Below are 23,866 nucleotides of genomic sequence, written 5' to 3' on the forward strand. Positions count from 1 at the left end.
CATGAATCTGTCCCAGCTCGCTTTCCGTTACCGCCCGGTCGTCCTGCTGGCCGTGGTGGCCGCCATGCTGTTTGGCGCCTTCAGTTACGTCTCTCTACCCACCCGGGAAGATCCCGGTATTACCGTCCGTGAGGCTGTGGTCAGCACCCGCTACGCCGGACTGCCCGCCGAGCAGGTGGAGGAATGGATCACCAAGCCGCTGGAAACCCGGATTCGCCAGGTCTCAGAAGTGGAACACATACGGTCCACCTCCCTTCGCGGCCAATCGTTGATTCATGTCGAGATCCAGGATCGCTACTTCAATCTGGCGCAGATATGGGATGACGTTCGCCAGAAGGTGGACGACGCCCGCAGCCAGTTGCCAGAGGGCACCGAGGCACCGGTCCTGAACGACGATTTCGGTGACGTGGCAGTGGTCACCGCAGCGCTCACCTCAAACCAGTTCAGTCAGGCCGAGCAGTTGCAGATTGCCGAGCATGTGCAGGCCCGGCTGTATGGCGTGGAGGGGACCCGCAAGGTGGCGTTGCTCGGTGTACAGCCGGAGCGTATCTACATTGATATCAGCGACTCCCGCCTTGCCACCCTGGGGCTGACACCGGTGCGACTGGCCTCTCAGCTCAGCGATCGCAATGTACTGTCACCGGCAGGTGTTATGGAATCCGGTGAACAGCGGCTGGCGTTACAGGTCTCCGGGGAATTCCCGGATCTGGATGCCTTGCGGGCGGCAGACATCCGCTTGCCCGATGGGGGCAGCATCCGCCTGGGAGACCTGGGGGCGGTAACCCGGGGGTACCTCGACCCTCCCACCAACACCGCTTACCACAACGGCGAACGCGCCATCGTTTTCGCCATATCCATGGCCGATGGTTACAGCGTGTTGGACTACGGCGCTGCAATAAAGGCACGCCTGGCTGACATCGAGGCCAGTCTGCCGGCGGGCTATGTCCTGGATATCATGACTTTCCAGGCGGACCAGGTGGCCAATGCGGTCTATGGCGTCAGCCTCAGTGTGGTACAGACCCTGGCCATTGTGCTGGCGGTGGTGGTGCTGTTCCTGGGTGTTCGTACCGGCCTGATCGTCGGCTCAACCGTGCCGGCGGTGATGCTGGTGACCCTGGCATTGATGGGCCTCGCCGACATGACCCTGCAGCGCATGAGCCTTGCGACCCTGGTGATCGCCCTGGGGTTGTTGGTGGACAACGCGATCGTGGTTGCAGAGGACTTCAAGGTCCGGTTGGCCGAGGGGCTGTCCCGCGAGGCTGCGTTGAAGCAGACCGGGGGCGAACTGGCCATGCCTCTGCTGTCCTCCACGCTGACCACCATCCTTGTATTCCTGCCACTGATGCTGGCTGAGCATGTGGCTGGGGAGTACACCCGGTCGATATCCCTGGTGATTGCGCTGTCGTTGCTGACCTCCTGGCTGCTATCGCTGACGGTGGTGCCGATCTGGTGTCACCGGTTTATGAAGCGCCCAGAGGATCATCGGTCGGATGTATCGGGCCAGGATGATCTGGCGCCGGCGGCGCTGTCGGACCGCCTGTTCAAGACTATGTCCAGTGGCTACGAGACAGTGCTCAGGCGCTGCCTGCGTCATCGCCCGCTGTTCCTGGCGGTGGTGGTGGCTTTGCTGGCGCTGGGCATTGGATTGATGCAGGTTGTGCCCAAGAAGTTCTTCCCCGATTCCGATCGTCGACAGGTACTGGTCTACCTGAACCTGCCATCAGACACCGCACCCTCCACAACGGATCAGCAGGTTCAGGCGGTCAGCCGGGCGCTCACCGAATCCCTGGGTGATCGGCTCACCGGGGTGGCGGCGTACGCTGGATTTGGTGGGCCCAGGTTTGTGCTGTCATTGACGCCCATTGATCCTGCGCCGAACAAGGGTTTCCTGGTGCTGAATGTGGCAAAGCGGGACCAGGTGGCGCCGGTAATGAACGCTGTAAGGCGACTGCTGGCCCGGGAGTTCCCACAACTTTCCTCACAGGTAACCCGAATGTTCCTCGGGCCGTCGGATTCCAACCTGTTGGAGATCCTGGTCAAGGGCCCGGACCGGGAGGTGTTGTACGACACTGCCGCCAAAGTGGCGGCGGAGCTCCGTTCAATGCCGGGAGCCAGGGATGTCCGGCAGAGTTGGGAAGCGCGCATCCCGTCATTGCGCATCCAGGTGAATCAGGCCCAGGCCGATCGCGCCGGGGTCACGTCCGCCGACATTGCCAGCTCGTTAAAAGGCGCCGTCGACGGCCATCCGCTTAGCCAGCTGCGGCAGGGTGACACGTTGGTGCCCATTGTGTTGCGCTACCCGCAGGATGTCAGAATGCGGTTGGAGCGACTGAAATCTCTGATGGTCTATCCCATGAGCGGCAGCGGACCGGGCGTTCCCCTGAACCAAGTGGCGCAAATCAGGCTGGATGACGGCTACTACCGGATCGACCGGCACGATCTGGTGCGGGCCATTACCATCGAAGGACGAAATGATGCCCTGACCGCCGAGGATATGGTGCCGCACATTGCCCCGGCCCTGGAATCCCTGGAAGCCTCTTTGCCGCCAGGGCACTGGATTGAGTTTAATGGCGTGGTGGTCCAGTCCGCCGAAGGGCAGGCGGCAATGCAGGCCAACCTGCCGCTGTGCCTGGGTTTGATCCTGATCCTGCTGGTGGCGCAGTTCAACTCCTACAAACGCCCACTGCTGATCGTGGTCACGATTCCGCTGGTAGTACTTGGGGTATCGGTTGGCCTGCTGGTGTTGCGGGCGGATTTCGGATTCATGGTCCTGCTGGGGATCTACAGCCTGGCGGGTATCATCATCAACAATGCCATCGTGCTTATTGAACGGATCGACCGTGAACGCCGAAGCGCCGGGCTCTCCCTACGCGAGGCGGTAATCCGGGCCTCGGTCCGGCGGCTGCGGCCCATTGTTATGTCCGCAGCCACCACCATCCTCGGACTGTTGCCGCTGATCATCGGCAAAGACCCGCTGTTCTACGCCATGGCCAGTGCCATGGCTTTCGGCCTGGGCCTGGGAACCGTGATGAGCCTGGGCGTGGTGCCGGTCTTGTACACCTACTTTTTTGCCCGCGAATCAGGGAAGATGCCCACAGTAACCGAGACAACCTAGTGCATTGAGGGGATGGCTGTGGCAAACGAACCGGGCAGGCTCGAGGATGAAACCGCCTATAAACTGATTCTGGCCGGCATGGACCTGTTTGGCCAATACGGCTTCAAAGGCACGACCACCCGTATGATCGCTGAAGCTGCCGGTTCCAATATCGGGTCCATCGCCTATTACTTCGACAACAAAACGGGTCTTTACCTGGCGATCGCCCGGCATATCGCCCGGCGTATGAGGGAAGTTTTCGGTTTCCAGGGCGACCAATCCACTCCAGATACGCTTGATCGCGGCCAGGCGCTGGCTCAACTGGAAATCATTGTCCGGCGTATGGTTCACCAGTTCGCAGAAGCCCCGGAAGCCCGCCGCTGGCTCATGCTGGTGATCCGGGAACAGGCCAACCCAACCGCGGCCTTCGATATCCTCTACGAGGAAACCTTCGAACGGGTCCACATCCACCTGACCCGCCTGATTGCGGTCGTGATGGACCGGTCACCCGACGAACGTCGGGTGATTATTGAGGCCCACACGGTGATGGGCCAGATCGTCTTCTTCCTGGTCGCTCGCTTTCCACTGCTCCGCCGCCTCGGCCTGGAGGGGGAATTCCCTCCGGAGGTGGTGGAAACCGCCGAACAGGTGGTTATTTCCCATCTCCACGCCCTGGCACCGCGATAACTGGCAGCGTCCTCCGGTACCTGGCCTTTGCGCATCGGCGAGCGGGATTGATGGGCAATTGTTAATCGCCACAGTTTCCCGGCACTGAACGCAGTGCTGCCGCGGCCCTTATGCCATCTACTACCAAGGGAGGAGTTTTTCACCTCCATCGAATCATTCAACTATCCGGTGCTGGGGTCTACATTGAATGGGTAAACGCGCAAGGCCGCGTTGTCCTGCGACAAACACAACAAGAGGTCGAGACCATGATCTACGCACAACCCGGTAAGGAAGGCTCCGTCGTCTCCTTCAAACCCCGTTACGAGAACTACATCGGCGGCGAGTGGGTCGCCCCTGTCAAAGGCCAGTATTTTGAAAACATCACCCCGGTGACCGGTGATGTGATCTGTGAAATTCCCCGCTCCCAGGCCGAAGATATCGATCTGGCCCTGGACGCCGCCCACAAGGCCGCGTCGGCCTGGGGCAAGACCTCGACCACCGAGCGCTCCAACATCCTGTTGAAAATTGCCGATCGCATTGAGCAGAACATTGAGATGCTCGCAGTTGCCGAAACCTGGGACAACGGCAAGGCCGTACGTGAAACCATCAACGCCGACCTGCCGTTGGCGGTGGACCACTTCCGTTACTTCGCCGGCTGTATCCGCGCCCAGGAAGACACGTCCAGCTCCATCGACAACAACACCGTTGCCTATCACTACCACGAGCCACTAGGCGTCGTGGGCCAGATCATTCCCTGGAACTTTCCGCTGCTGATGGCAGTCTGGAAGCTGGCTCCCTGCCTTGCAGCAGGTAACTGCACAGTGATGAAGCCGGCCGAGCAGACACCGGCCAGTATCCTGATCCTGATGGACCTGATCGGCGACCTGCTGCCACCGGGTGTGGTCAACATCGTCAACGGTTACGGCATCGAAGCCGGCCAGGCCCTGGCCACCAGCAAGCGCATCGCCAAGATTGCGTTCACTGGCTCCACGCCGGTGGGTGCTCATATTCTCAAGTGCGCTGCCGAGAACATCATTCCGTCCACCGTGGAACTGGGCGGCAAGTCCCCCAACATCTATTTCTCCGATGTGATGAAGGCCGAGCCGGAGTTCATCGACAAGTGCGTGGAAGGCCTGGTGCTGGCGTTCTTCAACCAGGGCGAAGTCTGTACCTGTCCGTCCCGTGCCCTGGTGCAGGAAGACATGTACGACGAGTTCATGGCCAAGGTTATCGAACGCACCAAGTCTATCAAGCGCGGTAACCCGCTGGATACCGATGTACAGGTGGGCGCCCAGGCCAGCAAGGAGCAGTTCGACAAGATCATGTCCTACCTCGAGATCGGCAAGCAGGAAGGCGCGGAAGTGCTGACCGGCGGCGGTCGTGAGGAAATGGAAGGTGATTACAACAACGGCTTCTATATTCAGCCCACGCTGTTTAAAGGCAAGAACAACATGCGTGTGTTCCAGGAGGAAATCTTCGGCCCGGTGGTGGGTGTCACCACCTTCAAGGACGAGGAAGAAGCCCTGGCCATTGCCAACGACACCGAGTTTGGTCTGGGCGCCGGCCTGTGGACCCGCGACATCAACCGTGCCTATCGCATGGGCCGCGCCATCCAGGCAGGCCGTGTGTGGACCAACTGTTACCACCAGTACCCGGCTCATGCCGCCTTTGGTGGTTACAAGAAGTCCGGTGTTGGCCGCGAGAACCACAAGATGGCACTGGACCATTACCAGCAGACCAAGAACCTGCTGGTCAGCTACGACATCAACCCGCTGGGTTTCTTCTGAGCCCGGCAAGGCAATGACTGTTGTGCCCGGGCCTACCCACACGGGCCCGGTGGCGAGCAAGCACACGGATGTGCACATTTTTCCCGGTGACTGGCCGGGGTGTATGGGTTTTCCTGCCATTCTTCAGGCCCTTCCCAGGGCCTTTTTTTGTTTCCGTGCCGGCATCCAGGGATGGTCCGAAAGGATGAATTCCCGCACCCGGATCGGCCAAAAATCAGTGCCAAAGTACCATATTTGCCCCTCCAGAGACTGGGTAGGATTGAGAGTGAGTTACCGGAAAGCCGGCTAACGGATCCTGAATGCCACAACAATCATCACAAGAGGAAAGCATCATGTGGACCAAACCAGCCTATGAAGACCTGCGGATCGGCTTCGAAGTCACCATGTACTTCGCCAACCGCTGAGAAGAGATGGCCAGCCACGATGCGCTGGCCGTTTTGCTTCAGGAGTCTTCCTCATGCAGATTCGTATACTCGGTTCCGCGGCCGGAGGTGGCTTTCCCCAGTGGAACTGCAACTGCGACAATTGTGACGGTTTCCGTAAAGGCGCCCTGAACGCCAGCGCCCGTACCCAGTCGTCCGTTGCTATCAGTGACGATGGCGTCAACTGGATTCTGTGTAATGCCTCCCCGGATATTCGTGCCCAACTGGCCTCTTTCGATGCCATGCAGCCCGCCCGCGCCTTGCGTGATACCGGCATCGGTGCCGTGCTGCTGATCGACAGTCAGGTGGATCACACCACCGGCCTGCTGATGCTGCGTGAAGGATTGCCGCTGGATGTCTGGTGCACGGCCCGGGTTCATGAAGACCTCAGTACCGGCTTCCCGCTGTTCCGCATGCTTTCGCACTGGAACGGTGGCCCCCAGTGGCATGAGGTGCCCTGTACCGATCAGCAGTCCTTCACCATTCCCTGCGCGCCATCCCTGCGCTTGACGGCCATTCCGTTGCTGAGTAACGCGCCGCCTTATTCGCCGCGCAGGAACAACCCACATCCTGGAGACAATATCGGGTTGTTCATAGAAGACACCCGCAGCGGCGAAACGGCGATGTACGCGCCGGGCCTGGGTCAGCCGAATGAACAGATCCTGCAATGGATGCGTAAGGCCGATACCCTGCTGGTGGATGGCACCGTATGGCACGATGACGAAATGCTGCGTTGCGAAGTGGGTACGCGAACCGGGCAGGAGATGGGACACCTGGCCCAGAGTGGTCCCGGCGGAATGATCGAAGTGCTGGATACCATGCCGGCCCGCCGGAAGATCCTTATCCACATCAATAACACCAACCCCATTCTGGACGAAGACTCGCCCGAGCGGGCCGTGCTGGCAAAACACGGCATTGAGGTATCTTTTGACGGAATGCATCTGGACATGGCGGTGCCCACATGAACGCAATCGCGACCCCGGTGATGAACCGCAGGGACTTCGAGCAGGCCCTGCGCGCCAAGGGCCAGTATTACCACATTCATCACCCGTACCATAAAGCCATGTACGGCGGTGATTGCACGCCGGAACAGATCCGGGGCTGGGTGGCCAACCGTTACTACTACCAGATCAATATTCCCCGCAAGGATGCCGCCATCATGGCCAACTGCCCGGATGCGTCGGTACGCAGGCTTTGGCTGCAGCGGGTGCTGGATCATGACGGCCACAGTGACGACGAGGGTGGTATCGAGGCCTGGCTGAGCCTGGCCGAAGCGGTGGGACTGTCCCGCGAGGATGTGGTCGACCAGCGCCATGTGCTGCCCGGAGTACGCTTTGCGGTGGATGCCTACCTGAACTTTGCCCGCCGGGCCACCTGGCAGGAAGCGGCCTGTTCATCATTAACGGAGCTGTTTGCGCCGGAGATCCACCAGTCCCGGCTCGACAGCTGGCCGCAGCATTACCCCTGGATCAGGACCGATGGCTATACCTATTTCCGTAAGCGCCTGTCGGAAGCACGCCGCGACGTGGAGCACGGGCTCAGCATAACCCTGGATCATTTCACCACGGCGGCACAGCAGGCCCGTGCCCTGGAAATCCTTCAATTCAAACTGGATATCTTATGGTCGATGTTGGATGCCCTGACTATGGCTTATCAGCACCGGACGCCACCGTATCATACCGTCACCGACCAGCCCGTGTGGCACCGAGGGCTGTGATGACGTTGGCCATGGAACAGACACCTCGCCTGCGCCCGGGCTTCCGCTTCCAGTGGGAGCCGGCCCAGAATGCCCATGTGTTGCTGTATCCGGAGGGCATGGTGCGGCTGAACGACAGCGCCGGTGCGGTGCTGAAGGAAGTGGACGGGCAGCGCACGGTGGCGGACATAGTGGAGACCCTGGAGCAGCAGTTCCCGGAGGCGGGGTCGCTGGCGGAGGATGTCGGTGACTTCCTGAAAGACGCCGAACAACAACACTGGATACTGTTCACATGAACGGCCATCACGCCATGCCCGCCGGTGATCGCCCCGGTATCGGCCCGCCACTGTGGTTGCTGGCGGAGCTGACCTACCGTTGTCCGCTGCAATGCCCTTACTGCTCCAACCCGCTGGATTTCGCCCAGACCGAGCAGGAACTGACCACCGAGGAGTGGGTGCGGGTGCTGCGCCAGGGGCGTGAAATGGGCGCGGCGCAACTGGGGTTTTCCGGTGGCGAACCGCTGGTGCGCCCAGATTTACCGGAGCTGATCGCGGAGGCCCGGCAACTGGGGTACTACACCAACCTGATCACCTCCGGGCTGGGGCTCACCGAGGCCAAGGTGAAAGCCTTCCGCGATGCCGGCCTGGACCACATCCAGGTGAGCTTCCAGGCCTCGGACCCGGAGCTGAACAACGCCGTTGCTGGTTCCCGCAAGGCCTTCGACCAAAAGCTGGCCATGGCCCGGGCCGTGAAGGAAGCGGGCTACCCCATGGTGCTCAACTTCGTGATCCACCGCCACAACATCCACCAGATGGGCGATATCATCAGCCTCTGCGAGCGGCTGGGTGCGGACTATGTGGAGCTGGCCACCTGCCAGTATTACGGCTGGGCTTTCCAGAACCGCGAAGGGCTGATGCCCTCAAAGGCGCAGTTACAAACCGCCGAGGCCGAAGTGAATGCGTATCGCGAGCGGTTGGCTGAGAGTGGCTCGGCCATGAAGCTGATTTTCGTCACACCGGACTACTACGAAGAGCGCCCAAAAGCCTGCATGAACGGCTGGGGCAGCCTGTTCCTTACCGTTGCCCCAGATGGCGCCGCCTTGCCGTGCCACAGCGCTCGACTGCTGCCCATCGAATTTCCCAATGTGCGGGAATCCTCGTTACACTCCATCTGGTATGACAGCCCGGGTTTCAATCACTACCGGGGAGACAGCTGGATGCCGGAGCCCTGCCGCTCCTGCGATGAAAAAGACAAGGACTTTGGCGGCTGCCGTTGCCAGGCCTACCTGCTGACCGGCAATGCCGACAACGCCGACCCGGTATGCAGCAAATCGCCCCACCATGACCGCATCCTTGCCGCCCGCAAGGCGGCGGACCACGCCACTGCCGGGCTGGAGGAGCTGACCTATCGCAACGCCAACAACTCCCGGTTGTTCTTCAGGGGCTGACGCTTCGGATACGTCACGGTTTTCACCGCTTTCGGCAGAGCAGGCCTCCGCTGCATTAACCCAGAGAGGGCCGCTAACGGCATCACGGGCAGGTGTTTTCTGGCTGGAGTTTGATCCGGACAGTGGCAACAACCTGCTCCGGAAGGCAGGTAAAGAAAACCCTCAATGGGTGACTGCCCCGGATTTCGCTATTCGCAGCCAGGTTAATGGTTATGGCGGTGGCGCCTTATGCGCCGGGCCGGACGCCGCGTTTGCGGTTGAGGCGTCCCAACAACAGATTCATCGTATCGATCCGGAAACCGGCATCACAAAAGCGGTAACGCAGGACCCGGACGCCAGCTTTGGCGGGCTGGTGTGGGACGCTTGTCATCATCGTGTCCTGGCAGTACGTGAATGCGCGGGACGCCAGCAGTTGGTGGCAGTCCGGGACCACAACGAGGTTTTGCCGCTACACGACAGCGAGGATTTTTACAGTGCGCCGGCGCTGTCTGCCAGCGGTAAGCAGATGGCCTGGGTGTGCTGGTCGCTACCGGATGTGCCCTGGGTGAGGTCTGTTCTCTGGGTCGCGGATGTTGATGAGGACGGCACGTTGGTTCACACCCGTTGCTGGCCGACACCCGCTGAGGGCAGTGTCCAGCAGCCGGTGTTCGACGGTGAAAAACTGCACGTGTTGTCGGATCACGAGGGCTGGTGGCAGCCATGGCGAGTTTCTTTCGAAGACGGCCAGGCCAACTGGACCTGTCTGGACACGACAGCGGCGGATCACGCCAGTGCGCCCTGGCAACTGGGCGAGCGCCATTACTGCGAGCTTGGTCAGGATGGCTGGGCCCGGGTGCGTTACATGGACGGGGTCGGGGAACTATGGCTGAAGCGGCCCGCTGGCTCATCGCCCGGAAAGATTGCCCCGGACTTTACCGACTTTCGCCATCTTGTGGTCCAAAACGACCAGCTATATTGCATCGCCCGGTCGGCGACCCGGCTTGACTCGATATTGGCAGTGGACGTTGCAACTGCCCAGGTCCGCATTCTTGCGGGTAATGAAACGCCGTTCCCTGATGTGCCAATCATTGCCCCTGAAGCCTTTCAGGTTCCGCCATCGAAGGGTGTGAGCGAAGAGGTGGGCGGGTTCTGGTATCCGCCCGTTGAAGGCTGGTCCGAAAGCGATCCACCGCCAACGATCCTGATCGCCCATGGTGGGCCCACATCGACGGCCTGGCCGGTATTCCATCCACAGGTTCAGTTCTGGTGCCATCACGGGTTTGCCGTGGCGGAGGTCAACTACCGCGGCAGTTCCGGGTTTGGCCGCCATTTTCGTATGGCGCTGGCCGGTAACTGGGGACAGGCGGATGTGGAGGACATGGAGCGAGCCGCAGACTACCTCGCAGCCGTTGGCAAGGCTGACGCCCGGCGGCTGTTTATCCAGGGCCGTAGCTCCGGTGGTTACACGGCCTTGATGGCCATGACCCACAGCCAGCGCTTCCGGGCCGGGGCCAGCCTGTTTGGAGTCAGTGATCCGGCTCGTTTGCGGGAGCTGACACACCGATTCGAATCGGGCTACCTCGACTGGCTGCTGGGCTCGCCGGAGCAGTTTCCCGAGCGCTGGCATGAGCGCACGCCGGTGCGGCAGTCGCATCGCATTCGCAGGCCGATGATATTCTTCCAGGGAGGGCAGGACCGGGTGGTGGTACCCGAGCAAACCCGGGCGATGGTGGGGGAGCTTGAACGGAATGGCCAGGCCGTTGAACTCTGGTGGTTCGAGGAAGAAGGGCACGGTTTCCGGCAACGTCACAATCAGGTTTCGCTGCTCAGGAACCTACTGGCGTTCTATCAGCGGAATAGCCAAAAGTGCGATGATGGCGGTTAGCAGTTCAGGTAAACTTGAGCCCTATATAACAACAACGGCAACGCTGAAGAGAACGCCCATGAGCTACGATATTTCCGCTCTGCGCAAGTTTGTTTCCCCCGAAATCGTTTTTGGTGCCGGCTCCCGCAAGGCAGTGGCCAACTTCGCCAGCAACTTCGGTGCCCGGCACGTGTTCCTGGTATCGGACCCCGGCGTGGAGAAGGCCGGCTGGGTGGCGGAAATCATGGACATCCTGGTGACGGCGGGCCTTCGTGTCACGCTCTTTACCGGTGTTTCCGCCAACCCGAAGGTGGAGGAAGTCATGGCCGGGGCAGAGCTCTACCGGTCCAACGAGTGTGACGTGATCGTCGCCATCGGCGGCGGCAGCCCCATGGATTGCGCCAAGGGTATTGGTATCGTCAGCGCCCATGGCCGGAATATCCTTGAGTTCGAAGGGGTGGATACCATCACCTCGCCATCGCCGCCGATGATCCTGATTCCCACCACCGCCGGCACGTCCGCCGACGTGTCCCAGTTTGCGATCATTTCCGACCCTAACCGTCGCTTCAAGTTCTCCATCATCAGCAAGGCGGTGGTGCCGGACGTATCGCTGATTGACCCGGAAGTGACGGAAACCATGGACGCCTACCTGACCGCCTGCACCGGGGTTGATGCCATGGTGCACGCGATCGAGGCCTATGTTTCCACCGGCAGCGGGCCGCTCACTGACACCAACGCACTGGAAGCAATCCGGCTGATCAATCGCAACCTGGAGCCACTGGTGCTGAATACGGCAAACGTGCACCTGCGGGAGCAGATCATGCTGGCCTCGATGCAGGCAGGGCTGGCGTTCTCCAATGCCATACTGGGCGCGGTTCACGCCATGTCCCACAGCCTGGGTGGCTTCCTTGATTTGCCCCATGGCCTCTGCAATGCGTTGCTGCTGGAACATGTGGTGGCCTATAACTACACCTCAGCCGAAGACCGCTTCCAGAGAGTGGCCGAAGCCATGGATATCGATACCCGCGGCATGTCAAAACCGGTGATCAAGCGGCGACTGATGGAACGGATCATTACTCTGAAACAGGCGGTGGGCCTGGAAGCGAAGCTCGGTAAGCTGGGGGTGACCACCTCCGATATTCCCTATCTGTCGGGGTTTGCATTGCAGGATCCCTGCATCCTCACCAATCCCCGCAAATCCTCCCGCCGGGATGTCGAAGTCGTTTATGAAGAAGCCCTCTGATTCCAGTGACGCCGATTACGATATCGATGACCTGCTTGGTCTTGGCAGTCAGTCGGTACGCAAGAATTACTACCCGGCGTTGCAGGAACGGATCGATGAACTGGAAAAGGAGCGCAACCGTTACAAGTGGCTGTTTGAGAACGCCCTTCATGGAATTTTCCAGGCCAATCTCAGGGGCGGTTTTGTGGCCGCCAACCCTGCCATGGCCCGTATCTGCGGTTATGAAAGCGCCGATGCCCTGATAACCGGAGTCATACGCTTGCGTGAGCAGCTGTTCTGCAGTTCCGGCGAGTTTGATGCCATCCGCCAGGAGCTGTTGGACAACGGCAGCCTCAGCGCCCGGGAAACCCGGCTGCGGCGTGCGGACAACACGCCGGTGCAGGTGGCGATCACACTGTTGCGGCGCCCGGACCTGGGCCCGGAAGTGGTGGAGGCGTTTGTTGCCGACATTACCGAACGTCACCAGGCGCGGGAAAAACTGCGCCAGTTGAACGCCGATCTGGAGCGCCGCGTGGAGGAGCGCACCGACGAGCTGCAGAACGCCAACGTGGTGTTGCGGTACCAGATCGAACAACGGGAAAAGGTAGAGCGGGAACTGGTGGTGGCGGTGGATGCTGCCCGGGAAGCCAATGAGAGCAAGGACAAATACCTGGCGGCTGCCAGCCATGACCTGTTGCAACCCCTGAACGCCGCCCGCCTGCTGGTGTCTGCCCTGATGGACAGCAAACTGCCGGCGGATGAAAACCGCCTGGTGCGGCGCGTGCAGAGGTCGCTGGAGAGCGCCGAGGACCTACTGGCGGATCTGCTGGATATCTCCAAACTGGACCAGAAAGCCATGCAGCCGGATTTTGTCGATACCGAGATTGGCGAGCTGATGCGGGGCCTGGCCCAGGAATTCGAGTTGGTGGCGGAAAATGCGGAACTGAACTTTCGCGTACGGGCGGGGACCGGCCATGTGTGCACGGACCCAAGAATGCTGACGCGGGTACTCAGAAACCTGCTCAGCAATGCCTTTCGCTATACCTCTGAGGGCGGTGTGCTGTTTGCGGCTCGCAAGCGTGGTTCGAATCTGGAGATCGGGGTGTGGGATACCGGCGTGGGCATCGAGCGGGAAAAGCTCGAGGATATCTTCCGGGAGTTTCACCAGATATTGCCCAAGGGCGGCAGCCGCCAGGGTGTGGGCCTGGGGCTGGCCATTGTCGAGCGTATGGTAAGGGTACTGGACTGTGACATCCGGGTGGATTCACACCATGGCAGGGGCTCCTGCTTCAGTGTCCTGATTCCCCTCACTACAGTCACCGAAGCCCCTGCCGGCGGCTTTGGCAAGGAGGCCACCGCAATAGCCCCGGCGTCCTTCGAAGGCCTTCGCGTGCTGGTGATCGATAACGAAGAACCGGTGCAGGAAAGCATGCGGGCGCTGCTGGAGCGATGGGGTTGCGAGGTGGAAACAGCGGGAAGCGCTACCGAGGCCATTGAGCACTGTACCGGTACCGACATCATCCTTGCGGATTTCCACCTGGATGAGAACCTGACCGGTTGCCAGGCAGTGCATACCGTTCGGCACCACTTTGGCGGTGACATACCAGCGGCCATCATTACCGCGGACCGCAGTGACGAAACGCGCAAACTCATCAGCGCCCAGTACCTGCCCGTTCTCAACAAGCCGGTAAAGCCCAACCGCCTGCGAGCACTTATCTCCAGTCTCGTTGCATCCATGAACCAAGGTTTGAAATGACGGTCTACACTTTATTCTGCCAATCATCGTTTTGTCAGGAGAGTGTGCCATGTCCGTTCCCGAAAACGCCCTTACCAATCACGAAGTGACTGTATGCCTGTCTGGCGGTGCCGTCCTCGGGCCCTTCAATGCCACCTGGTCCAGGGACGAGGGCGGCGACGTTCGTGAACTGGTAAGGGAGTACGACGGCTTCCTGCAGGGTGAGAAGCAGCACCGTTTCAAGTTTCACCTGCACGATACCTACACCAACACGGTCCATACCCTGATCCTGAATTTTGATCGGGTTACCGGCATTTGCGACCATGTCAGGTTGAAGTCCCCGCCAAATGGGTAATGCCCACTGGTGGCCAAATAGGAGGATGTCATGACTAATTTCAGGACCGAAAAAGACAGCCTGGGCGAAGTACGAGTTCCCGAAGATGCCCTGTGGGGAGCCCAGACCCAGAGGGCGGTGGAAAATTTCCCGGTTAGCGGCCTGCCGATGCCTCCGGCGTTCATTGCGGCGGTGGTGCGGGTGAAACAGGCGGCTGCGGACGCCAACGCCAGCCTTGGCCTGCTGGATAATGACCTGCGGGATGCGATTGTGGCGGCTGGTGACCGGCTGGTTAATGGTGAATTTGCAGACCAGTTTCCCATTGACCGCTACCAGACCGGCTCGGGTACCAGTACCAATATGAATGTGAACGAGGTCATCGCGACCCTGGCCGGCCAGGATGATGTCGAGATTCACCCCAACGATCACGTCAACATGAGCCAGAGCTCCAATGACGTGATCCCGACGGCGATCCATGTCAGTGCGGTTGCGGGTGTTCACGAACGGCTGATTCCCGCTCTGACCCACCTCTGCGGCATTATCTATGAGCGTGAGGCCCTGTTCGCGGATCAGGTCAAGACCGGTCGCACCCACCTCATGGACGCCATGCCGGTTACCCTGGGGCAAGAACTGAGAACCTGGCGTGAGCAATTGCTGGCCGTTGAAAAGCGGCTTGAGGCCGTAGCTGATGAATTGCTGGCCGTGCCTCAGGGCGGGACCGCGGTCGGCACCGGCGTGAATGCGCTGCATGAGTTTCCGGAGCAGTTCGTTAAATTCCTCAAGTCCAACACCGGCTATCAGTTCCGTTCACTCGAACACAAGTTTGTGGGGCAGAGTGCCATAGATGCGCCGGTAGCCCTGTCGTCCCAGCTTCGGGGACTGGCCATTGTGCTGACCAAGATTGCCAATGACCTGCGGTGGATGAACAGCGGGCCCATTCACGGCCTGGCTGAAATCAGCCTGCCGGCCCTGCAGCCAGGCAGCAGCATCATGCCGGGCAAGGTCAACCCGGTGATTCCAGAGTCCGTGGCCATGGTCGGGGCCCAGGTGATGGGGCTGGACAGTGCTGTTGCCATGGCAGGTCAGTCTGGCAACTTCCAGTTGAACGTGATGCTGCCGTTGGTGGGCGCCAACCTGCTGGACATGATCGATCTGCTCACCAACGCATCCACCATACTTGGCGAGAAGGCGATCCGGGATTTCACTGTGAATGCCGATCACCTGAACGCGGCGGTTGGCAAGAATCCGGTACTGGTCACCGCGCTGAACCCGGAAATCGGTTACAACCTGGCTTCGGACATTGCCAGGGAGGCCTATCAGACCGGGCGGCCAGTGATCGATGTGGCGGAAGAGCGCAGTGGCCTTGGCCGTAACCAGCTGGAGGAGTTGATGGACCCGCTGAAACTGACCAAAGGCGGCATTTCCTGACATCATCCGCCTGACGGGCGGCCCTGACGGAGACTGAGCAGTTTGCTGATTTCTCTCGAGCTCTTCGTGATGCTGGTGCTGGCAAACGGGACACCGGTTGTTGCCGCCCGGCTGTTTGGCCGTCGCTGGTCCGCCCCAGTTGACGGCGGCAGGCTGTGGCGTGATGGTCGGCCGCTGCTGGGAACCAGCAAAACCTGGCGCGGCATTGTGTCCGGAATGCTGGCTTGCGGCCTGTTTGCATTGATTACAGGAATGGGTCTGCTGTTTGGAATGGTGTTTGGATTGCTGGGGCTGGTTGGGGACATGATCAGCAGTTTCATAAAACGCCGTGCCGGGCTTGCCTCCAGCGCCCGGGCAATCGGGCTTGACCAGATCCCCGAAGCGCTGCTGCCAATGATACTGGCGTGGCTGTGGCTAGAGCTTAACGGCTACATCGTTGCCGCTGTAGTAGCGCTTTTTACCCTTTCCAATATTCTGTTGTCGCCGTTGCTGTTTCGGCTCGGCATCCGCCACCAGCCGCACTGAGCCGGGGAATCAGTCGGGACCCCGGGTGAGGGTGTGTATGGTGACTTCCGGCGGGCAGTTCAGGCGCACATTGACCACGGAGGTGCCGGCACCCGGTGAGGTATAGCCCTGCATACCATTTCGTCGCCAGTATCCACGACCGAGCTCCCTCGGGCAGTCGGAATCCAGGGTAACGGGCACGCCCCCTGGAAGACAGATCTGCCCGCCATGAGTATGGCCACACAGAAAGAGGTCATAGCCTGCATGGGCGGCTTCGCGCCAGATCTCCGGCGTATGGCTGAGCAGGATGCTCACACCGCCGGCCGGTATGTGGTCACCAGCCCTGTGCAGGTTGTGGACCTTGTAGAAATGAGCGTCGTCGACACCGGCCAGGTACAGCTTATCGTCTGCCTGTTGGAGCTCGACATGCTCATTCATCAGCAGGTGGTAACCCATGTCCTCAAGGCCCGGTACCATGCGGACACTGTCATGGTTGCCCAGAACCGCGTAAGCCTTCCCGCGGATGGCATCCCGCAGCCTGCCCATACCCTCCATGGCGTTGTCGATTGGGCCCCAGGTAAGGCGCCGGTAATCACCGGTGAGCACGCACACATCGTACTCAAGGGGTTCGATCTGGCGGATGACCGCCTGCAGGTTGGCCTCGTCCATATCCACATGGAGGTCCGTCAGGTGCAGGATCTGGTAGCCTTCAAACGCAGGGGGCAGGTCGGTGACATGAAAACAGTTGTGGACCGTATCCAGCCGGCGGCTGTTGTCCTGGCCCCGCCGGAACAGCCCGGCCAGTTTGAGGCAGGCGCTGATAAACCGTGGCGCTGAGGTGATATTTTCCAGGTGAAAGGAATGCCGGTCCGGGCCGAAAACGCGGGCCTCCGCTTCCCGCTCAATGCCGAGGCGCTGGCGTGCGTGCACCGGGCCAAGGCGGAGGCTCAGGCGATACTCCAGGAGTTCATCCTGATTTTCTGGTGTATGGGCCCGGGCGGTCATTGCTGATCCTGTTGGTTGTTAGAAACATTACCTGTCACGATCCGGTCAACCCGTCCCTTCATTATGGTTGGGTCTGGGAGTGATGCAACCGGGAAGTCATAATGTTCATTATTCTTAATTCACGCTGTCACAGCCAGAGAGTTCCATGACCAAGGACGCCTACGCCGGGGCATTGCCCACCCGGCACATTTTCCTGTTGTTTCTGCGCCTTGGCCTGATCTCATTCGGTGGCCCGGCTGCCCACCTGGGGTTCTTTCACGACGAGTTTGTAAAGCGCCGCCGATGGTTGTCGGACTCCGCCTACGGCGAGGTGGTTGCACTGTGCCAGTTGTTGCCGGGGCCGGCATCCAGCCAGGTGGGGTTAACCCTTGGGTTTCTGCAACGCGGGTACAGTGGCGCCGCAGCGGCCTGGCTGGGCTTTACATTGCCATCGGCGCTGTTGATGGCGCTGTTTGCCCTCGGCCTTGGCCTGTGGCCGGGTGCCGGGGAGGGTGGATGGATCACCGGCCTCAAGCTGTTTGTGGTGGCGGTTGTCGCCCAGGCGGTCTGGCAGATGGGCCAGAACCTTTGCCCGGACGGCCCGCGCCGGTCCATTGCCGTATTGGTGGCGGCTGTTCTGCTCACGGTGGGCGCAACCTGGATGCAAATCCTTGCACTGCTCGCCGCCGGTGTGGCGGGTGCAGTCATCAAGCTGCCGCAGAAGCAGTCAGAAGACGCGTTGACCGTACCGGTTCAGACCCGCCGCCCGATGGTATTCCTTGTCGTTTTTTCAGTGCTGTTGGTGCTGGCCTTCCTGCCACTGAGCTCAGGCTCGCTGGGTTGGCTCGGGGCGGAGCTGTATCGTGCCGGGGCCCTGGTGTTTGGTGGCGGGCATGTCGTGTTGCCCTGGCTGCAGGAGGGCTTTGTGGCATCCGGACAGATGTCGGCGGACACTTTCCTCGCCGGATACGGTGTGGCCCAGGCCATGCCGGGGCCCCTGTTTTCCTTCTCTGCATTTCTTGGTGGAATTGAGGGTAGTTGGGCTGGTGCTGCCGTGGCCGTTATTGCCGTATTCCTGCCAGGAACCCTGCTGGTGTTTGCCGGTCTACCCCTGTGGTCCTATATTCGTAGCCATGAGGTTGCCAGGGCGGCCCTGGCTGGCGTGAATGCGGGTGTTGTCGGGCTCCTGCTGGCGGCACTGTATGATCCGGTCTGGACCTCCGCCGTACATAGCGCTGGCGGGATAGCATTTGTGCTGTTGGCCTGGGTGTCGCTGGCGGTTTGGCGAGTGCCTGTGTGGCTGGTGGCACCCGGCAGTGCGCTGGTGGGCCTGCTGATTTTTTGATGAGACTATCAGGGGGTAGCTAAAACCCGTCAGGAAGGCCACACTTGCACGTGAATTAACGGTAATGAGACTCAGAGGCAGATATGTCGACATCCTGCAATATTCCAGGCCTGAACGTACCGAAAAGCCGCTTTCCGGACCCGGAGAACGATTTACCCGCCAGCAGTGACCGTGAGCAGCGGGTGGTGCTTGGTGGTGGCTGTTTCTGGTGTGTGGAAGCCGTTTTCCTGGCTGTTAACGGCGTCAGCAGGGTGGAATCCGGCTACGCCGGCGGCAGCGCGGATACCGCCAATTACGATGCGGTCTGCAGCGGCCAGACTGGCCACGCCGAAGTGGTGGATGTCCATTACGACCCGCAAACGGTCAGCTTCGGGGAAATCCTGAAGGTGTTTTTCTCCGTTGCCCATGACCCGACCCAGCTTAACCGTCAGGGCAATGACCGTGGCACCCAATACCGTTCCTCCATTTTCTATGAAACCGAAGAACAGAAACGGGTGGCGGAAGCCTACATCCGTCAACTGGATGTGTCGGGTGTCTACGACAACCCGGTAGTGACGACCCTGGAGCCGCTGGAAGCCTTCTACCCGGCGGAGGACTACCACCAGAACTTTGCCGCCCGGAACCCCTACCAGCCCTATATCATGGCTGTTGCGGCACCAAAGATGGAAAAGCTTGTGGATACGTTCGGTGACCAGTTGAAGCCTGGCTACACCGACAACAATATTGCCTGAGGAGGCTGCTATGAGCGTTTCTGCTGCAGGTTACGACCTGACCCCATTGACACCACAACAGGTGGACGAAAAGGCTGCGGGCCTGACTGACGAAGAGCGCCGTGTGTTGCTGGATCACGGCACCGAGCGGCCTTTCTGCGGTACCCTGCTCGATAACAAGAATGCCGGCGTTTATTACTGCCGGCTGTGTGAGTTGCCGCTGTTCAGCTCCGACTCCAAGTTTGATTCCGGCACCGGCTGGCCCAGCTTTTTCCAGCCGTTCGATACCGACCATATCCGCTATATCGAAGATACCAGCATGGGCATGACCCGCACGGAAATCCGTTGCCCGCGCTGCGACAGCCATCTCGGGCACGTGTTTCCCGACGGGCCTCCACCAACCGGGCAACGCTACTGCCTGAACTCGGTGGCAATGGTGTTCCGGGAAAACCAGGCCTAGGCTGCCTTACCCGCGGTGTTCAGCGGATAACGGTGGATGCCAGATAGCTGGCGTAGCCAACGTACACGAGCAGAAGTAACAGACCGTCGGGCCGCCCGATGGTCCGGGATTTGCCGGTAAGGCCAAAACTCATCACCAGCAGGCCTATTGTCAGGGCCGTCATCAGCGTCCAGTCGCGGTAGAGTACTTCCATATCAACGGCCAATGGCTCGATAGTCGCGGCCAGGCCGACAACCGCCAGGGTATTGAAAATGCCCGATCCCACGATGTTGCCAAGGATCAGGTCGTGCTCGTTTTTCTTCACTGCCGCCAGCGCGGACGCCAGTTCCGGTAGCGAGGTGCCAATGGCCACAATCGTCAACCCGATGATCAGGTCGCTGACGCCCAGGCTCTGGGCAATGAACACCGCCCCCCAGACCAGCATGCGAGAGCTCACCAACAGTAAAACCAGACCTACTACCAGCCACATCAGTGCGATTTTCAGCGGCATTGGATGAGCAACCAGCTCCGAGTCGGTCTCGCCGATCAACGAATCTCCCTTGCCTTGAATCCCCTGGTAGATAGACCAGCCCATGACGGCTGCGAATACACCAAGCAGCACCCAGCCGTCGAGCCTGCTCAGTTGGCCATCAATCAGCTGGTAACCGGCGATGGCCGTCAGTACCAGGAGTAGCGGAAGTTCCTTGCGGATCACCTGGGAATGGACCGCAATCGGAGCGATCACAGCAGTAAGGCCGACGATCACCGCGATATTGGTTATGTTCGAGCCATAGGCGTTGCCCAGTGCCAGCCCCGGGTTGCCATCAAGCGCGGCCATGGCTGACACTGCCAGTTCCGGGGCGGAAGTGCCGAACCCGATAATCACCATGCCGATCAGCAGCGATGGCATGCCCAGATGTTTGGCGGTGGCGGCCGCGCCTTCAATGAATCGGTCTGCGCTCCAGACAAGAAGAACCAGACCAGCGATGATTGCTGCAATTGCCGATAGCATAGAAAGATGCCCTGATGGTGTAAGCCGCACAGTATGAGACTAAAGTGGCGGTGATATCGTTGACCGCAGACGCGAGAATGAGAGAAAGCACGTCCGGCCGGCGCATTTTAAACGTTTGACCCACTCACGGCCACTGTTCGCAAATAAAATCAGGACGTTGGCTATCAGTTGGTAATCGCAATTTATTATCCGGGTAAAAAGCAGGATAATCGCGCCACAACTTCCAAGGCCCCTCTGCTGATCGTGGACGGGCAACAGGTTTTAAACTAGCTAGGGTGATAACCAATGGCCGTTAGACAGGCAGATGTAGTGCTGGTCGGCGGTGGCGTCATGAGCGCTACCCTCGGCATGATGCTCAGGCAGCTGGATCCTTCCCTGGACATCGTCATGGTGGAGCGTCTTGATCACGTGGCCCATGAAAGCACCGACGGATGGAACAACGCAGGTACCGGGCACGCCGGCTACTGCGAGCTGAATTACACTCCGGAAACCGAAGATGGTGACGTCGCTATCGAGCGGGCTTTGAAAATCAATGCCTCGTTTGAAGTCTCGCTGCAATTCTGGTCCCACATGGTTGAGCAGGGCATCCTGTCGGACCCCAAATCCTTTATCAACCGCACGCCACACCAGAGCTTTGTCTGGGGCGAGGACGGTGTGAAGTTCCTCAAGCGTCGTTACGAAAAGCTCAGTGCCCACCACCTGTTCCGCGAAATGGAGTACACCGAATCCCCGCGGGATCTGGAAGAGTGGATGCCACTGATCGTCAACAACCGTGACCCCATGCAGCGGGTGGCCGCTACACGGATCAGGCATGGTTCCGACGTTGATTTCGGTTCGCTGACCCGCAGCATGGTGAAGTTCCTGGAATCCACCCCCAACTTTGAACTGATGCTGAGCAGCCCCGTGCACTATCTCGCCAAGCGTGACAACGGCCGCTGGAAGGTTCGCGTGAAAAACCAGAAAACCGGTGAGCTGACCAAGTTGGAAGCCGGCTTCGTGTTCCTCGGTGCCGGCGGCGGCGCGCTGCCAATGCTGCAGAAGTCCAACATCGATGAATCGAAGGGCTATGGCGGCTTCCCGGTCAGCGGTCAGTGGCTGGTTTGCCAGAAGCCGGAAATCGTCGAGCAACATCACTCCAAGGTATACGGCAAGGCGCCGATTGGCGCACCACCGATGTCGGTGCCGCATCTGGATACCCGCATCATCAATGGCGAGCCGGCTTTGCTGTTTGGTCCCTTTGCCGGCTTCACCACGCGTTTTCTCAAACAGGGCTCCGTGTTTGACCTGTTCGGCTCGGTCAGGTCCACCAACCTTTTCCCCATGCTCTCCGTGAGCCGAACCAACATGGACCTGACGCGCTATCTTATCGGCGAAGTATTCCAGTCCCACAGCGACCGCGTGGCCTCCCTGCGCAATTACTTCCCGGATGCTCGCGAGGAAGACTGGCGCCTGCAGGACGCCGGCCAGCGGGTGCAGATCATCAAGAAATCACCGGATGGCGGCGGTAAGCTGGAATTTGGTACCGAAATCGTGGCAGCGAAAGACGGCACCCTGGCGGCCCTTCTGGGGGCATCACCGGGGGCCTCGACCGCAGCTCACGCCATGATAGATGTGATCGAACGCTGTTTCCCGGAGCGTATCAAGACACCGGAATGGAAGGAACGCATGAAAGTCATGGTGCCTTCCTACGGCCAGTCGCTGGTGGATGATGAGCAATTACTCAATAAAGTGCGGGAACGAACGCTCTCAACCCTGAAACTGGGGTGATATACCCAAACGATCTAAGCGAATCGGAAGCGCTGCCAGCACTGGCCTAATCGCCCGTCCTGCCAGCGCTTTTGGCATTTCGGGCGCCAAGTTTGGTTGCGATTTGCACTCAAAGCGTTAGGTTATAAGTACACCCCCCCAAAGGAGAACGCATATGAGCGAGCACAAGTTCGATTCGAATAAAGGCTATGTCGCACTCCTGGGCTGGAGTCTGAGCGCGGTCGAGGCCGCGGACAAGTTTGACCGCCGCTACGTGGTGGTCGCCCCTGATTGGGCTGAGGCCTACTGCAAGGAACATGACATTCCCTATGTTCCCTGGAACTTCGAACGCCTGAATGACCGCTCTGTTGAAATTGCGCAGACGCTCAACGAAATGGGCGTGAATGTGGCGATCCCGCTTTTCGAGGAAACGGTCGAGTGGGCCGGTGCCATCAACTCGGTGCTGATGGACCAACCGAAGCTGTTTGGTCAATCCATGCTGTTGCGGGACAAGGCCTTGATGAAACGTCGCGCCCAGTTGGGCGGTATCCGCGTCGGTATCTTCGAGGAGGCCCACGACCGGGAAGACGTCATCCGCTTCCTCAAGCGCGTCAACCAGACGCTGCTGAAGCTCGACGGTGACCCCAACGACCCGATCCACCTGAAGGCCTTCGACAAGGCCGGCTGTCTTGGACACCGGGTTATCCGCACCCCGGACGAAGTCGATACCATCCCCGACGAAGAGTTTCCGGTGCTGATGGAGTCCCACCTGGACGGTTGGGAATTCGCGGTTGAAGCCTGGATTCACAACGGCAAGGTGGCGTTCCTGAACATCTCGGAGTACGTCACTCTGGGCTATTCCGTATTCGTGCCGGCTACACCGGACCTGGAACGGTACCGGGCGCAGATTACCGGTGAGATCGAGAAACTGATCAAGACATTCGATATCGAGTTCGGGTTTATCCACCCCGAGTACTTCGTCACCAGCGACAGCACCATGTACTTCGGTGAAGTGGCCTATCGGCCGCCGGGCTTCAAGGTGTTCGAGCTGCTTGAGCGTGCCTACGGCTTCAACGCCTATCAGGCACTGATCATGACGTTCGACCCGAAAACCACCGACGAAGAGGTTAAGGCCTTCTTCCCGAAAGAGGTGGTGGATGCCAAGGGCTATGCCGGTTGTTTCGGTGTCTATCCGCGCCGCCGGGTGGTCAGCAAGCTGGAAATGCCGGAGGAGACCGAGAATCACGATTACTTCGAGTCTCACGAACTGACGCCGCCGCTGGAGGAAACAGTCACCAAGCGTACCGCGTTTGGCACGCACTGGGGCCTGATTTACTTCTTCGGTGAAGACCCTTATGTGATGAGAGATTTGCTGAAACATCAGGAAGAACTGGATTTCTATGTATAATTCCGGAAGGAATTAACAACAACGGGTCTGGTCCAGACCCTGAG

Annotated in this window: 21 protein-coding genes; 19 read left to right on the forward strand and 2 right to left on the reverse strand. The window is 59.8% G+C overall.

Annotated features, from left to right (window positions below):
* The first annotated feature begins 1 nt into the window (after window position 1).
* The 14 genes from NLU14_RS04575 to NLU14_RS04640 all read left to right on the forward strand — a co-directional run bounded on the left by NLU14_RS04575 (window position 2) and on the right by NLU14_RS04640 (window position 16,199).
* Window positions 2–3,115: an efflux RND transporter permease subunit gene (locus NLU14_RS04575; RefSeq protein ID WP_275704991.1), complete on the forward strand. Its 3,114-nt coding sequence runs from the start codon at window positions 2–4 to the stop codon at window positions 3,113–3,115.
* A gap of 12 nt (window positions 3,116–3,127) precedes the next feature.
* Window positions 3,128–3,781, forward strand: coding sequence for a CerR family C-terminal domain-containing protein (locus NLU14_RS04580; protein ID WP_275704992.1), 654 nt, complete (start codon window positions 3,128–3,130; stop codon window positions 3,779–3,781).
* 245 nt (window positions 3,782–4,026) lie between these two features.
* Window positions 4,027–5,547, forward strand: a complete 1,521-nt coding sequence (exaC, locus tag NLU14_RS04585) for an acetaldehyde dehydrogenase ExaC (protein ID WP_275704993.1) — start codon at window positions 4,027–4,029, stop codon at window positions 5,545–5,547.
* 332 nt (window positions 5,548–5,879) lie between these two features.
* Entirely contained in the window at window positions 5,880–5,951 is a 72-nt protein-coding gene (gene pqqA, locus NLU14_RS04590) for a pyrroloquinoline quinone precursor peptide PqqA (RefSeq protein ID WP_007153157.1), read from the forward strand.
* A gap of 53 nt (window positions 5,952–6,004) precedes the next feature.
* Window positions 6,005–6,934, forward strand: a complete 930-nt coding sequence (gene pqqB / locus NLU14_RS04595; RefSeq protein WP_275704995.1) for a pyrroloquinoline quinone biosynthesis protein PqqB — start codon at window positions 6,005–6,007, stop codon at window positions 6,932–6,934.
* Entirely contained in the window at window positions 6,931–7,686 is a 756-nt protein-coding gene (gene pqqC, locus NLU14_RS04600) for a pyrroloquinoline-quinone synthase PqqC (RefSeq protein ID WP_275704996.1), read from the forward strand. The genes pqqB and pqqC overlap by 4 nt, the downstream gene beginning before the upstream one ends.
* Window positions 7,683–7,961, forward strand: coding sequence for a pyrroloquinoline quinone biosynthesis peptide chaperone PqqD (gene pqqD / locus NLU14_RS04605; RefSeq protein WP_420845030.1), 279 nt, complete (start codon window positions 7,683–7,685; stop codon window positions 7,959–7,961). Before pqqC ends, pqqD begins: the two co-directional genes overlap by 4 nt.
* Window positions 7,958–9,112 (forward strand): pyrroloquinoline quinone biosynthesis protein PqqE, encoded by a 1,155-nt coding sequence (gene pqqE, locus NLU14_RS04610; RefSeq protein ID WP_275704998.1) that lies wholly within the window; start codon window positions 7,958–7,960, stop codon window positions 9,110–9,112. The genes pqqD and pqqE overlap by 4 nt, the downstream gene beginning before the upstream one ends.
* Window positions 9,113–9,281: 169 nt before the next feature.
* Window positions 9,282–10,976, forward strand: coding sequence for a S9 family peptidase (locus tag NLU14_RS04615; RefSeq protein ID WP_275704999.1), 1,695 nt, complete (start codon window positions 9,282–9,284; stop codon window positions 10,974–10,976).
* A gap of 58 nt (window positions 10,977–11,034) precedes the next feature.
* Window positions 11,035–12,198 (forward strand): alcohol dehydrogenase-like regulatory protein ErcA, encoded by a 1,164-nt coding sequence (ercA, locus tag NLU14_RS04620; RefSeq protein WP_275705000.1) that lies wholly within the window; start codon window positions 11,035–11,037, stop codon window positions 12,196–12,198.
* Window positions 12,182–13,933, forward strand: a complete 1,752-nt coding sequence (locus NLU14_RS04625; protein ID WP_275705001.1) for a PAS domain-containing hybrid sensor histidine kinase/response regulator — start codon at window positions 12,182–12,184, stop codon at window positions 13,931–13,933. Before ercA ends, NLU14_RS04625 begins: the two co-directional genes overlap by 17 nt.
* A 49-nt stretch (window positions 13,934–13,982) precedes the next feature.
* Window positions 13,983–14,267, forward strand: coding sequence for a hypothetical protein (locus NLU14_RS04630; RefSeq protein WP_275705002.1), 285 nt, complete (start codon window positions 13,983–13,985; stop codon window positions 14,265–14,267).
* Window positions 14,268–14,297: 30 nt separating this feature from the next.
* Window positions 14,298–15,674, forward strand: coding sequence for a class II fumarate hydratase (locus NLU14_RS04635; RefSeq protein WP_275705003.1), 1,377 nt, complete (start codon window positions 14,298–14,300; stop codon window positions 15,672–15,674).
* A gap of 42 nt (window positions 15,675–15,716) precedes the next feature.
* Window positions 15,717–16,199, forward strand: coding sequence for a CDP-archaeol synthase (locus NLU14_RS04640; protein ID WP_275705004.1), 483 nt, complete (start codon window positions 15,717–15,719; stop codon window positions 16,197–16,199).
* 9 nt (window positions 16,200–16,208) lie between these two features.
* Here the strand turns inward: NLU14_RS04640 and NLU14_RS04645 are convergent, their stop codons facing one another.
* On the reverse strand, window positions 16,209–17,183 hold the full coding sequence (locus NLU14_RS04645) for a metallophosphoesterase (protein WP_275705005.1): 975 nt from the start codon (window positions 17,181–17,183) through the stop codon (window positions 16,209–16,211).
* A 145-nt stretch (window positions 17,184–17,328) separates the two neighbouring features.
* Between NLU14_RS04645 and chrA the strand changes: the two genes are divergently transcribed.
* From chrA to msrB, 3 genes are all read left to right on the forward strand, one after another.
* Entirely contained in the window at window positions 17,329–18,507 is a 1,179-nt protein-coding gene (gene chrA, locus NLU14_RS04650) for a chromate efflux transporter (RefSeq protein ID WP_275705006.1), read from the forward strand.
* 83 nt (window positions 18,508–18,590) lie between these two features.
* Entirely contained in the window at window positions 18,591–19,238 is a 648-nt protein-coding gene (gene msrA / locus NLU14_RS04655) for a peptide-methionine (S)-S-oxide reductase MsrA (RefSeq protein WP_275705007.1), read from the forward strand.
* 10 nt (window positions 19,239–19,248) lie between these two features.
* A complete protein-coding gene (gene msrB / locus NLU14_RS04660; protein ID WP_275705008.1) occupies window positions 19,249–19,677 on the forward strand; it encodes a peptide-methionine (R)-S-oxide reductase MsrB in 429 nt (142 codons plus the stop codon).
* Window positions 19,678–19,696: 19 nt separating this feature from the next.
* Here the strand turns inward: msrB and NLU14_RS04665 are convergent, their stop codons facing one another.
* Window positions 19,697–20,668, reverse strand: coding sequence for a calcium/sodium antiporter (locus NLU14_RS04665; protein WP_275705009.1), 972 nt, complete (start codon window positions 20,666–20,668; stop codon window positions 19,697–19,699).
* Window positions 20,669–20,953: 285 nt separating this feature from the next.
* Here NLU14_RS04665 and mqo point away from each other — a divergent pair, with 285 nt between their 5' ends.
* Complete coding sequence (gene mqo, locus NLU14_RS04670) at window positions 20,954–22,435, forward strand: malate dehydrogenase (quinone) (RefSeq protein WP_275705010.1); 1,482 nt, start codon at window positions 20,954–20,956, stop codon at window positions 22,433–22,435.
* Between the two features lie 154 nt (window positions 22,436–22,589).
* The gene (locus tag NLU14_RS04675) at window positions 22,590–23,822 is read left to right on the forward strand and encodes an ATP-grasp domain-containing protein (protein WP_275705011.1); all 1,233 of its coding nucleotides are present in this window, start codon (window positions 22,590–22,592) and stop codon (window positions 23,820–23,822) included.
* Window positions 23,823–23,866: the final 44 nt, after the last annotated feature.

This window comes from Marinobacter iranensis (assembly GCF_029207565.1).
Classification (GTDB): Bacteria; Pseudomonadota; Gammaproteobacteria; order Pseudomonadales; family Oleiphilaceae; genus Marinobacter; species Marinobacter iranensis.